Below are 13,091 nucleotides of genomic sequence, written 5' to 3'. Positions count from 1 at the left end.
CAATCTGACTTAGTGCTTATTGTTTTGTAGCTTTTTTGATTGTTTCGTTAGCTTTTTCAGTGAAGGTTTTCAAAGCATCCGCTGGTTTTTCGTCACCATTTGATACAGATTGCAACATTGGGAACCAAAGTGTTCTCATTTCAGCAAATCCATCGATAGTGTTGTAGTATGGTGAGTAGTATTTAGTCCAGCCACTGATTGTTTCCATACGTTTGTCTTCATAAAGTTTGCCAAATGAAGTACGAACTGGGAAGGCACCTGTACGAACAACGTCTTTAGGACCCCATTCTTTGTCATCAGCGATGAATTGAACGAATTTCTTAGCAGCTGCGATTTTCTTATCGTCTTTGTTGTTAAATACTGCAAATCCGTTTACAAGGTATTCAAGAGATGGTTTACCTGAGTCTGATGGGAATGGTACTTCTACCACATCTACCTTACTTGCTTCCAAGAGTTTCGCTTGGATACCGTTTTGAGCTGGTGCCCAAAGGATTGTGTATGATGTTTGACCGTTCGCAAAGTTTTGGATGTCTGCTCCACCGTCAAATTGTGAACCGTTGTTCAATAGACCATCCTTGATCCAGCTAGCAGCTTTTTCAAGACCTTTGACGAATTTAGGATCGTCTGTTGTATATTTGGTTACGTCTTTGTCTGTTACAGAACCGCCATAAAGGTTTGCGATGAAGGCACGTGTTCCTTGGTCTCCCCCTTGACCAGAACTGAACAATGAACCTGGTGTATATCCTTTATCTTTAAGCGCTTTCAAAACTTTTTCAAAGTCATCAGTTGTCCAACCTTCTTTTACAAGGTTTGCAACTCCAGCATCCTCCAACATCTTCTTGTTCATGGCCATGTAGAATGGAGCTGAACTGATTGGATACATGTATGCTTTGTCTCCAGCCTTACTTGCTTGTACGATGTTTTCGTTGTTCACATCTTTAACGAATTCGTCTGTGAAGAGGTCGTTCAACTCAGCCAATTTACCATTTTTACCGTATTGGATGATACGTCCTGGTGCGTCAAAGAGTACGTCTGGCGCTGTTCCTGCTTCGATAGCTGTTGTGATCTTTTCTGGACCTGACTTAAAGTCGATGGTTTCCAATTTCACTTTTACATCTGGATTTGCTTTTTCAAAAGCTTCGATGATTGATTTTTCATAAGTTCCAACACCGTCACCCGTTTTTTCTTGTGTGAAGACTGGGAATGCCCACCATGTGATTTCTGTTTTTCCGCTATCGCTACTAGAGCTTCCAGCATCTTTGCTTCCACCAGAGTTACCACAAGCCGCAAGGCCAAGAATCGCAGCACCCGCAAGTACTGTACAAGCTAGTTTTCTAAATTTCATTTGTATTCTCCTAATTGATAAGCGTATCCATATTGGATAATGAGTTCTTTATATTTGTATACGTTTTCATTTTGTCCGACGCATCAACCACTCTCCTCTGTTTTGAGATTGTGTTATTTGAGACCGGCAACAAAGCGTTCCGTAATCTCTTTTGGTCTAGTAATAGCTCCACCAACAACGATACCTCGCACCCCATACTCAAGGATTTGCTTAGCTTGTTCTGGTGTATGAATCTTCCCTTCAGCGATGACATCCACACCGGCATCGCAGAGTTTTTTGATCAGTTCAAAGTCTGGACCATCTACCTTAGGACTATAAGAGGTATAACCTGATAGGGTTGTTCCAACAAAATCAATTCCTGCTTCAACCGCTGCTATTCCCTCTTCAAAGGTACTGGTATCAGCCATCAAGAGTTGATGCGGATATTTTTCTTTGACTTGTCGGATAAAGTCCTGAATTTCCAAACCATCGTAACGTTCACGTTTGGTACAATCCAGAGCAATGACCTCGATGTCTAGTTCAGCCAGTTCATCTACTTCTTTCATCGTAGCTGTAATGAAAGGCTCCTGTGGCGGATAGTCACGTTTGATAATCCCGATAATCGGGAGTTTCGTAACCTCCTTAATCTCCTTGATATCGCGAACACTGTTTGCTCGGATACCGACTGCTCCACCTTGCTCAGCCGCTTTGACTAGCAAGGGAATGACTCCTCCCGCTTCTGTATAAAGCGGTTCGTGAGGAAGTGCCTGGCAAGAGACAATGATTCCATCTTTGATTTGTTCAATCAAGGCTTCTTTGCTGATCTGTGGCATCCTCTTTCCTCCCTTTCTTGTTCTTATGGGCTTATTATATATCATTTGTTAAGCGCTTTCAATAGCTTGTAGTAGAATAGATTTCAGTTTCAAAACTATTTTATAGAACAGACTATCCTGAAAGTAGTTTCAGACCTCTTATGATTTCGAATCAACCTAAATTTAATAAAGAAAGATAGCAGGCTTGAAAACCTGCTACCTCTTCCGAGACCTACTCAAAAAGCTTTTACTTATTATTCTTTTCTCTTTTTTCCAAATGCAAAGAGTGATAAGAGGACGCCCGCAAAGCCAAGGGAAAGCAGTGAGCTTGTTTCCTTGCTTCCCGTATTTGGAAGTTCATCTTGTTTAGCGGCTGGCGCTTGATAGGTCACATCTTGGACTAGAGACAGTTTGTTGTCTGCAGCTACTAATACTAGATTGGTGTCTCCCTTGTACTCTGGCACTTCAAGGACTGCTGCCTCAGCACCATTGACACCACCCTTATACTCTGGCAGGTCATTTGAAGCTGCCAAGACAAAGTTAGCACCTCCTCTATATTCCGGAAGCTCGTTTGAGGCTGCTAGAACAGCATTGACTCCACCCTTGAACTCTGGCAGTTCGTGGACTGCCGCTTCAACAGCGTTGACCCCACCTGTAAATTCAGGCTTATCTACTGTTGGAGCGGGTTCTTCACCTGCTGTTGCCAATGGACCTGTGTACTCTGGTACCTCTGACACAGCTGCTTCTTCTGCATTAACACCACCTGCGAATTCAGGGTTTTCTACTGTTGGAGCGGGTTCTTCACCTGCTGTTGCCAATGGTCCAGTGTACTCTGGTACCTCTGACACAGCCGCTTCTTCTGCATTTACACCACCTGTGAACTCTGGAACCTCATGGATAGCAGCTTCACTGCCATTAATACCATCGCTTAGTTTAGAGCCAGCTAAAGAAACTGGTAAATTGTGCATGCTTTCAATTGCACCCTCAGCTAGACCTGTAATTCTTTGACCCATATCCTCTGGATCTATTGTGAATAGGAGAGTTTTTGTATCGTACTGGGTCATAAAGGTTGCTGTCTTGCCATTTGCCAATTGAAGGGTCGGAGCCTTGTTTACCAATACTTCCGAATCGAACTCCATGGCAATAATACCTGGCCATTTTTGGATAGCATATTTTACTTTTGCTTCTTTAGGAGAAATTCTTTCCTTAGTCAAGAAATCCCAGTTAAATTTCTTATAGGATAAAGTATAATCGTTTTGATTACCATCCGCATGCTCATAAAGCAAACCATATTCGCCATTTCCGAGTTCTTGGAGCGAGTTGTAGGCAAACTTACCACTTTGTATAGGATTGTGTTTCAGCCATGTCAACTCACCATTCTCCTCAACACGAGCCAGGTGAACCAAACCATTGTTGCGCCCAGGACCACCAGCATTGCTGAGTAGAATGTATTCCTTGCCTTCATGCATGGTGTGAATAGCGGACATTTGAACATAAACGTCTTTTACTTGAGGATAACGTTTGATTTCCTTATCCCACGTTGCTCCCCCATCATGACTGGTCGCAACCTGAAGATCACCAGTCAACCCACGCATAAAGAGCTTGAGATCTCCATTATTCAACTGAACAACAGTTGACTCCGTATTTTGGGCGCCTGGATTATTCATGGTCGAAGAATGAATGGTTTGGTTGCCTACTGGACGGTTATCATTAACTGCTTCCCCTGCTTGCCATGTTTCACCATGATCATCTGAATAAATTACACGAGATGATTGAGAACCACTTAGGTAGGAAACGTTGTTTGTTGTATAAATTGGAATCACCAGTCTTCCCTTATGAGGCCCAGTACGCAAGGCAATCCCCGTACCAGGTCCAGTTCCTAGGAAGTGCATCCAATCTTTCCGAATCCCATGTGTAATATCTTTTGGTGCAGACCAAGTCTTCCCATCGTCATCACTGTAGGACATCCATAGGTAGTTGGTATTGGAAACTCTAAAAATATTCTTCTCGCTATACTCAAAATAAATATTCCCGATTAGCTCATTCCCTTTATACAAATCTCCCTTATCGCTGTAGGCTGGTTTTTTAGGGTCAACGACGACGCGATAATCTGTCTTTCTGTTTTGAGGGTCGAAAACCTCTCCGTTTTCTCGAATCGTATAGCGACCTGATTCTCCTTGCTTATATAAAACTTGATAAACTTTATCTCCCACTTGTTCATAAGCTTTCGGAGCTTGCCCTGGCAATGAAAATACTGCCTTACTTTCAAGGAACATGTCGTAAATTGCAAAAATTCTCTTTGTTTCAGGGTCTTGCACCAAGGCCATATCAATATTGACTGGAGATGGCCAATCTGCATGTTTAGCATGCTCATTGTCACGAGGATTTGAGATTACGATTCGGTCTCCCCATGTTTTTCCATTATCTGAGCTGCGACGAACAACCATCCCAATATCTCCCCAGTCAGAATGGTGCAAACGTCTTTCATCCGTTCCTGCAATCAGCGTTCCTTTATCTGTCTTGAGAAGAGCTGGGATACGATAACTCTTGATACCATCTTTATTTGGTTGATTGTTCCTACCACCTTCAAAGACGTCTTCTTTCTCAGTGACTTTTGCTCCCTCAGGAAGTTTCTGTTCCAATTCACCTCTTTCAAATAATTGACTCCGTGTTTGAACTTCATCTGGGCTTAAAGCACGATCGTAAACGGTTAGGTTTCGAACTTGTAGGTTTGATGCCCAAACTGTTTTATTGCCCCGTTTGGTTGCTCCAAGCTGAGCTTGATTAACATCTGGCATATCTTTAATGAAGTTACCAGATTTGAGACTTGTTCGAGATAAGACACCGTTCACATAGAGACGAACTCGACCATGAGGTAACTCCGTTGTCGGTTGTTCGACAGTAAAGGTCACTGAATTCCATTGTCCAGGGCGAACTTTCAAAGGAGCATCTGTATACTTATCATAGAACTGCTCCCCGTTAGCGCCACGACCTTCAATAAGAGCTGTATTATCAAGGACCGACATAGTAAAATACTCATTTTCCTTGGTGTCACTGGATACAGAGAAGAGATTGTAAAAGCGTGGAGCTGATGCATCTGGTTTGAACTCCATGTGAACTGTAGCATTTTTTAGTTGCTTTAGTTTATTTAGTTCACTTGATAAATCAACTCTCTGACCATTTGTTGCATTGGTTTCAACATCTTCTTTTTCAAGGACAGGATTGGCATTTTTTAAATCTCTTGAGTAATAGTCACGAGGAATAGCCCCCTGATCCTCTGATTCCTCTTCCTTATTTGCTTCTTCTGCAGGGGTTTCCGTAGAGGATGGAGTTTCTGATTCTGCACTCTCATTTTTTTTCAAATGATCTTGGTCCACCTCAACGCCGTTGTCTTGTGCTGCTGCCAATTTACCAGCCAAATCCTTATCCAAATGAGCAAGATCTCCCGAGGACGCTTCTTTTGGCAATTCTGATAAACCTTGACCAGGTTCGACAGTTTCTGTATTGGCTCCTGCTGCATTGGCTTGCTCTTGAGCTAAGACTGGATTTGCTCCAAATACTACTGTACCAATCACTACAGATGCCGCCCCAACTGCAAATTTTCGAATTCCGTATCGCTGTTTCCGATCTAAAGATTTGTAATTCATGTTTGTCCTTTCATTTTTCATAAAATAAAGCGCTTTCTTTTTCTTTAAAAATTTTTATTGTCTCTCAAGAGACAAGTTTTACAAGAAAGTAACCAACTCAATGAGAGCTCCCAATCCTCTCCCATTTTCTGCTGAGCCCGAGTTTTTAACCACCCGGCAGCCTTTTTCCTCCTTTCACAAGTGACTTTTCCTTTATTATACAATAAAGTCTTATATTTACATCTGTGTTCCTACAGAATAGATTTTACTTTTAAGAATATTTTAATATTTTAAATTTTATAAAAGTACTTTCAGGTTTTGGACATAAAAAGAGAGCTCCTTGGCTCTCTCATTCATTATCTTACGTACTTAAAAGGAATATCACTGCCACAGAGCCAGTTATAGACTTGGTCATTGACAAAAACATTCATGGCTTCGTGAGCATACTCTGGCATGATGCGATAGGCCTTGTCGCAAGTTAGGCGGTTGTAAATCGCAAACTGGGTAATAGGATAGCAAACATCGTCGTCCAAGCCCGTAATCATCTTGACCTCACCTTGAATACGATGGGCAAGATTTTTCACATCGATATAGGCAAGAGTCGCCATGATTTCCTCCTCTGTTTCATGGAAGGGATCGTGGAACTTGAAATATCGGAAGAGTTCATCATAGGCTTCACTGGTATTGCCAATCTCAAGCACTCGTCTAAAGTCAGACAAGAAGGGATAGATGGCAACTGTTCGCTGAATCCGAGGATTGAGAGCAGCTGCAACCAAAGCTAAAGCCCCTCCTTGTGAGGCACCATAACTAGAAAGTAGCTTCTCATCCACCTGTGGCAGACTAGCAACAATTTCGATCAACTGGTAAATATCCAGATAGACATCCTTATAAAAGAGATGTTCACGACCTTCCACAGCACCACGGATGATATGCCCCTTAACCGTATTTCCTAGTGGAGAACGCAAGCCGTCTTGCGAATAGCCCGACTGGCCCCGCACATCCATGGAAACAACACCGTAACCAGCCACAGTATAGGCCAGCATATCAGCCCAGTCCCAGCCACGTCCCATATAACCATGGAAATGGAAAATTAGGGGAACTTTCTCCTCACTCTTTGGAAGGACGACACGTGCATAGACCTTGCCTTCATTGGTTCCTTCAAAAGTAAGTTCATAGCACTTGACTTGGGGAATATGGAAATCTCTTTCCTCCAACTGGTAGGCTGGAAGTGTGGATACTTTTTTGACTTCCTCATCCCAGAAAGCATCAAAATCTTCTGGAACTTCATCCCGTCCTTTATAAGTCTTGATTTCTTCTAACAAAGCTGGATTTTTCATAGCATGCTCCTTTAGTTTTGTAATCGCTATCATAACTCTAGCATATCTAGGAAGGCAATGCAAGAAAGAATGCTAAATAGAAAGTGATTTTAGATTCTCTTTCCTCAAACCTATCGTCTGAAAGTAGTTTTAAAAATAAAAAGAGCGTTTCCGCTCTTTGTTTATCAATAGGTGCTAGCTCCTTTCTCTAGTTTGACGGTTTGGAATTTCTTTTGGTAGGTTACTTTAATAGTCATGTGAGAGTCCTCGTTTCTTTTTGATGACTCTAGTATAAGACCCAAACCTAAAAGCTAGCTTATAGATTTCTTAGAAAAGGCTTAATCCAGATGTTCTCTCTTTTCTAGGTTGAGAGCAATCATGTGCCATTCTGGATCCTCTTGCCAGCCTTCTATCGAACTAATGTAGCTGGCAACCTTTCTGGCTTCTTCTAAAATCGGAAAATCTTCGATAATATCCGCCACTTGAAACTCTGGAAGTCCTGACTGTCTGGTTCCGAAAATCTCACCAGAACCACGCATTTTCAAATCTTCCTCCGCAAGGACAAATCCATTGGTCGTTTCTGTCATGATGCGCATGCGGTCCTTCCCAGACTCAGTCTTAGGATTAGCCACAAGAACAGCATAGGACTGCTTGTCACCCCGACCAACACGACCTCTGAGCTGGTGAAGCTGACTGAGACCGAAGCGGTCGGCATCCATGATAATCATGACGGTTGCATTGGGAACATTGACCCCAACTTCAATAACCGTCGTCGAAACCAGAATATCCGTTTTTTGCTCTTTGAATTCCTGCATGATCTGGTCTTTTTCATCACTCTTCATCTTACCATGTAGAAGAGCTACTTCAGCCTTGCCGGCAAAATGAGTTGTCAACTCCTCAGATAAGGCAATGGCATTTTTCAAATCCAGAGCTTCAGATTCTTCAATCAAGGGAGAGATGACATAGGCTTGCGAACCTTTTTGAATTTCCCCCTCTAACCAAGTCAAGACCTGAAGCAGCTGCTCATGCTTAATCCAGCGCGTCACAATCGGCTTCCGCCCTGCTGGCATCTGGTCGATAATGGAAACATCCATATCGCCAAAGGCTGTAATGGCTAGCGTCCGTGGAATGGGCGTCGCTGTCATCATGAGAACGTCAGGATTGTCCCCTTTTTCCCGTAAAATACGCCTTTGCCCCACACCAAAACGGTGCTGCTCATCAATGATAATCAAGCCAAGACGAGCATAATCAACCCCATCTTGTATCAAAGCATGGGTTCCGATAATCAAATCAGCCTCACCCTTGGCAATGGTCTCCAAGACTTCTCTTTTTTCTGCAGCTTTCAAGGATCCTGTCAAGAGAGCCAGTTTCAAGTCTGGAAAAAGGTTCTGTAAACTCTCAAAGTGTTGCTCTGCTAGGATTTCTGTTGGCACCATAAGAACTGCCTGATATCCAGCCGTCACCGCCGCAAACATAGCCAAGCCAGCAACCACCGTCTTTCCGCTCCCTACATCTCCTTGCAGAAGACGATTCATGTGGTGGTCGGACTTCATGTCGGTCAAAATCTCCTGCAGACTCTTTTCCTGAGCTTGGGTCAGGGCAAAAGGCAGATTTTCTTTAACAGCTGTCACTTTTTCCTGAGACCAATTCAGAACCAGACCGCTTCCCTGAACTCTATTTTCAGACTTGAGTGACTGCAACTGCATTTGGAAATAAAAGAGTTCCTCAAACTTGATCCGGCGAAGGGCCTGCTTGTATTCTGCTAAATCCTTAGGAAAATGCATAGCGCGAACAGCCTGGCAACGGGACATGAGTTTGTATTTATCAAGTAAAGACTGGGGAAGATTTTCCTCAATCAAGAGGTCCAATCCCTGATCAAAAGCCGTCTTGATGACCTTGACCAGACTGGCCTGACTAATTCCTTGAGCCAGACGATAAACCGGTTGGAGGTCATCTTCCAATTGAGCCAGGACCTTCATCCCAGTCAGACTGGCCTTGGCACGGTCCCATTTCCCAAAGACAGCCAGGGTTGCTCCCAGCTCTATCTTATCAGCTAGATAGGGCTGGTTAAAGAAATTCACCGCAAAAACGACTTCTCCCTGCTTGAGGCTAAAGCGCAGACGATTGCGCTTGAAACCATAATACTGGACACTAGCAGGAGTAACGACTTGACCAGACAGAACCGCCTTTTCGCCATCTTCCAGCTCCAGCACCTGCTTGGTTTTGAAATCTTCATAACGGAAAGGAAAGTAGAGCAAGAGGTCTTGCAAGTTTTCAATTCCTAGTTTGGCGTATTTCTCTGCTGACTTTGGTCCCACACCAGGCAAGACATGCAAGGGTTGATGTAGATTCATGCTCCACTCCTTTCTTTTTAATAATATTCTCTCGGAATGCGGTCGCTGAGGAGGCAAACCACCTCATAGTTAATAGTTCCACGATAGGTCGCTACCTGAGTTGCTGTGATTTCCTTGTCCCCGTTTGAGCCGATCAGGGTTACTTTTGTTCCTAGCGGGTAAACCTTAGGCAAACGAATGGTGATTTGATCCATAGAAACCCGTCCAACGATTGGGCAAGCTTGACCATCTACCAAGACTGAGAAATTCTGCATATCACGTGTCCAACCATCCGCATAGCCGATTGGCACCGTCGCGATGACTTGCTCGCTATCCGCCTGATAAGTCGCTCCATAGCCCATGCAAGTTCCAGCTGGAACTGTCTTGACATGGACCAAGGCAGACTCCAAACTCAAGGCTGGAGTCAAATCATAGGGTAAGTTCAAAACCTCTCCACTTGGGTTGAGACCATACATAGCGTCTCCCATACGGACTGCATTGAAAATAGTCTCTGCATGCCAGAGGGTCGTTGCCGAGTTGCTGGCATGAACCAGCTCTGGAACGTCCTTCATACTTGCCAAAATAGATTTAAATCGTTCTAACTGGGTATTAAAATAGGCATCTGATTCTTCATCTGCAGTCGCAAAGTGGGTAAAAATTCCTTCAACGCTAGCACCGTGTTGTTGGAGCAAGGCTTGAGCCTGCTCTGCCTCACTGGAATCTCGGAAACCAATCCGTCCCATTCCTGAGTCAATCTTGAGGTGAACCGATAAGCCAGATAAATCAGCCCCAGTGGCAACCAACGCTCGAATCCACTCCAGTCCAGCCACCGTCAAAGTGATGTCGTATTCTTTAGCTAGGCCAATAGCTTCTAACTCAGATACACCTAGAATGAGGATTTTCTTGCTGAGTCCAGCCTGACGAAGTTCGATGGCTTCATCAATATTGGAAACACAAAATCCATCAACATCATTTTGAATAGCTGTGGCAACAGCTACTGCCCCATGACCATAGGCATTGGCCTTGACCACTGCCCACTTGAGCGTTCCTTCAGGGATATGAGCCCCCATTTGCTGAATATTTTGTCGAATAGCTCCCAGAAATATCAGAGCCTTGGTTGGTCTATGTGGACTAGCTTTCATGATTTTCCTCCAAAATGACACTGGCTGTCACAAACTGATCTGTATGGCTGATTGACAGCCAAATCTTTCCTGAAAATGGCGACTGACTAAAATAAGGAGCCCCTCGTTCATTGTTCAAAACTTCCAAATCCTGAAAGGTCAGTTTACCAATTCCTGTCCCCATAGCCTTGGAAAAGGCCTCCTTAGCCGACCAGCGACCTGCCAAGTATTCGATCTGTCTGCGCCCTTTGAGACTGGTAAAACGCTCCATTTCTTTAGGGGTCAACACGCGCTTAGCAAAGCCCTCACGTCGTGTAACTGCGTTTTCTATCGAAGCCAATTCTTCGATGTCAATTCCGTGTCCAACTATCATACTCATAAAAGGAGCTGAGATTCCCCCAACTCCATCCTTTTCACTTATTTTGTTAAGGTAGTATAAATTTCTTCTACCAAGGCTACTGTATTTTCCCAACCTAGACAAGGGTCGGTAATGGAACAACCAAAGACCTCTGGTTGATTTTGGCGACCGTCTGCTAGGTAAGATTCGATCATAAAGCCTCGAACCGTCTTTTTAATCTTTTCATTCCAGTCACGATTCAGCAAGGCTTGGCGAACAATGCGAATTTGTTCCATATACTGCTTGCCTGAATTGTCATGATTGGTATCGATGATAATGAAGGGATTTTCAAGTCCCATGGTCTCATAACGATTGATGGCATTTAAGAGGGTTTCATAGTAGAAATTGGGTTCATTTTTACCATATTCGTTCATGGCGCCACGAAGGATAACATGGGCCAAAGGATTTCCCGAAGTTTCCACTTCTTGACCGTGGTAAAGGAAGGTTTGCTTGTTTTGAGCTGCATAGATGGCATTAAACATGACCCCAAGGTTCCCAGATGTTGGATTTTTCATCCCAACTGGAGCATCAATCCCAGACGCTACAAAACGGTGTTCCTGGTCTTCTACTGAACGAGCCCCTACAGCATGGTAGCTGACTAGATCATCGATCAAAACGAGATTTGACGGATAAAGCATCTCATCAGCTGTCGTCAAGCCCGTCTCCGTAATCACACGGTAGTGCAGCTGACGAACAGCTTGTATGCCATTAATCAAGCTTGGAGCTTTAGAAGTATCCGGCTGATGAACCAAACCCTTATAGCCATCTCCATTGGTACGAGGTTTAGCCGTATAGACACGCATCACAATAAAGATTTTATCTGCAACTTTTTTCTGTAAGTCTGCTAAACGACGAGCATATTCGAGCACAGCTTCTTCATTGTCTGAAGAACACGGTCCCATCACCAAAAGGATTCGGTCGTCCTCACCTGAGATGATGGCTGCCAGCTCTCTATCGCGGGCTTCTTTCTTTCGCAAGGCTTCAGGTGACAACTGGGTCGCAGCCTTGATTGCTTCAATATCAATTTCTTGACCTTTTTCGATAAATGCCATCTTACTCTCCTAGCGTTTGGTAAATTTCGCGAACAAGTGCTTCTGTGTTGTCCCAGCCTAGACACGGATCTGTAATGGACTTACCAAAAACTTCTGGCTCATTTTGACGTCCATCTTCCAGATAGGACTCAATCATAAAACCACGAACATATTTTTTGATCTTCTCATTCCAGTCACGGTTAATCAAGGTCTGACGAACGATACGGATTTGATCCATGTATTGCTTGCCTGAATTGTCATGATTGGTATCGATGATGATAAATGGATTTTCCAAGCCCATCTTTTCGTACTGATCAATGGTATCCATCAAATTGTCATAGTAGTAGTTAGGAATATTTTTCCCGTATTCATTCAAGGCACCGCGAAGAATGGCGTGGGACAATGGATTCCCCGTTGTTTCCACCTCTTTACCGAGGAAGAGGAAACTCTGTTTATTTTGTGCTGCATAAATCCCGTTAAACATGACATTGAGATTTCCAGATGTGGGATTTTTAAATCCTGTTGAAAAGTCTGCTCCACTCGCTACAAAACGGTGCTGTTGATCCTCTACAGAACGAGCTCCAACAGCCATATAAGAAATCAAATCATCCACCAGCGGAAGATTTTCAGGATAAAGCATCTCATCCGCTGTTGTCATTCCCGTCTCGGTAATCACGCGGTAGTGGAGCTGACGAACAGCCTTGATCCCATTGATCAAGCTAGGAGCTTCTGTCGCATTTGGTTGATGAATCAAGCCCTTATAGCCATCTCCATTGGTGCGAGGTTTAGCCGTATAGACACGCATGACCATAAAAATACGGTCTTTGACCTCTTCTTGCAAAGCAGATAGACGCTTGGCATACTCAAGAACCGCCTCTTCGTTATCAGATGAACATGGTCCAATCACCAAGAGAATACGCTGGTCTTCCCCACGGATGATGGCTTCCAATTCCTGATCACGTTGATTTTTTCTCGCAAGAGCCGCTCCCTCTAATTTAGACAAGGCGCGAACTTCTTCAATGTTAATTTTAGGACTTTTAGCTTTAAATACCATGATTCATCTCCTTATAAAGCAAACGGACACCAAGCAAAAAATGATTTTTACCAGGTATCCGCCTGTATCTTATCTCA

9 protein-coding genes are annotated in these 13,091 nt (G+C 43.7%); all 9 read right to left on the bottom strand.

Translation table 11 applies throughout. From position 1 onward, the window contains the following. Nucleotides 1–16 precede the first annotated feature (16 nt). Nucleotides 17–1,345, bottom strand: a complete 1,329-nt coding sequence (locus tag B7720_RS01335) for an extracellular solute-binding protein (RefSeq protein ID WP_084856154.1) — start codon at nucleotides 1,343–1,345, stop codon at nucleotides 17–19. Nucleotides 1,346–1,458: 113 nt separating this feature from the next. Continuing rightward, nucleotides 1,459–2,157 carry an N-acetylmannosamine-6-phosphate 2-epimerase gene (locus B7720_RS01330; RefSeq protein WP_001135644.1) on the bottom strand — a complete coding sequence of 233 codons (699 nt, stop codon included), beginning with the start codon at nucleotides 2,155–2,157 and terminating at the stop codon, nucleotides 1,459–1,461. A gap of 233 nt (nucleotides 2,158–2,390) precedes the next feature. Then, nucleotides 2,391–5,783, bottom strand: coding sequence for an SIALI-17 repeat-containing surface protein (locus B7720_RS01325; protein WP_084856193.1), 3,393 nt, complete (start codon nucleotides 5,781–5,783; stop codon nucleotides 2,391–2,393). 335 nt (nucleotides 5,784–6,118) lie between these two features. Beyond that, nucleotides 6,119–7,099 carry an acetylxylan esterase gene (locus B7720_RS01320; protein WP_084856152.1) on the bottom strand — a complete coding sequence of 327 codons (981 nt, stop codon included), beginning with the start codon at nucleotides 7,097–7,099 and terminating at the stop codon, nucleotides 6,119–6,121. Nucleotides 7,100–7,416: 317 nt separating this feature from the next. Next, nucleotides 7,417–9,432: an ATP-dependent DNA helicase RecG gene (gene recG / locus B7720_RS01310; protein ID WP_084856151.1), complete on the bottom strand. Its 2,016-nt coding sequence runs from the start codon at nucleotides 9,430–9,432 to the stop codon at nucleotides 7,417–7,419. A gap of 17 nt (nucleotides 9,433–9,449) precedes the next feature. Then, on the bottom strand, nucleotides 9,450–10,553 hold the full coding sequence (alr, locus tag B7720_RS01305) for an alanine racemase (RefSeq protein ID WP_084856148.1): 1,104 nt from the start codon (nucleotides 10,551–10,553) through the stop codon (nucleotides 9,450–9,452). Beyond that, nucleotides 10,543–10,905, bottom strand: a complete 363-nt coding sequence (gene acpS, locus B7720_RS01300) for a holo-ACP synthase (protein WP_084856191.1) — start codon at nucleotides 10,903–10,905, stop codon at nucleotides 10,543–10,545. Before acpS ends, alr begins: the two co-directional genes overlap by 11 nt. 44 nt (nucleotides 10,906–10,949) lie before the next feature. Beyond that, nucleotides 10,950–11,981 carry a 3-deoxy-7-phosphoheptulonate synthase gene (locus B7720_RS01295; protein WP_049478699.1) on the bottom strand — a complete coding sequence of 344 codons (1,032 nt, stop codon included), beginning with the start codon at nucleotides 11,979–11,981 and terminating at the stop codon, nucleotides 10,950–10,952. A 1-nt stretch (nucleotide 11,982) separates the two neighbouring features. Then, on the bottom strand, nucleotides 11,983–13,014 hold the full coding sequence (locus tag B7720_RS01290) for a 3-deoxy-7-phosphoheptulonate synthase (protein WP_000231307.1): 1,032 nt from the start codon (nucleotides 13,012–13,014) through the stop codon (nucleotides 11,983–11,985). Nucleotides 13,015–13,091: the final 77 nt, after the last annotated feature.

This window comes from Streptococcus oralis subsp. oralis (assembly GCF_002096455.1).
GTDB lineage: Bacteria > Bacillota > Bacilli > Lactobacillales > Streptococcaceae > Streptococcus > Streptococcus oralis_CY.
The sequence above is the reverse complement of the archived record's forward strand: the minus strand, read 5'-3'. Positions and strand labels throughout refer to the sequence as shown.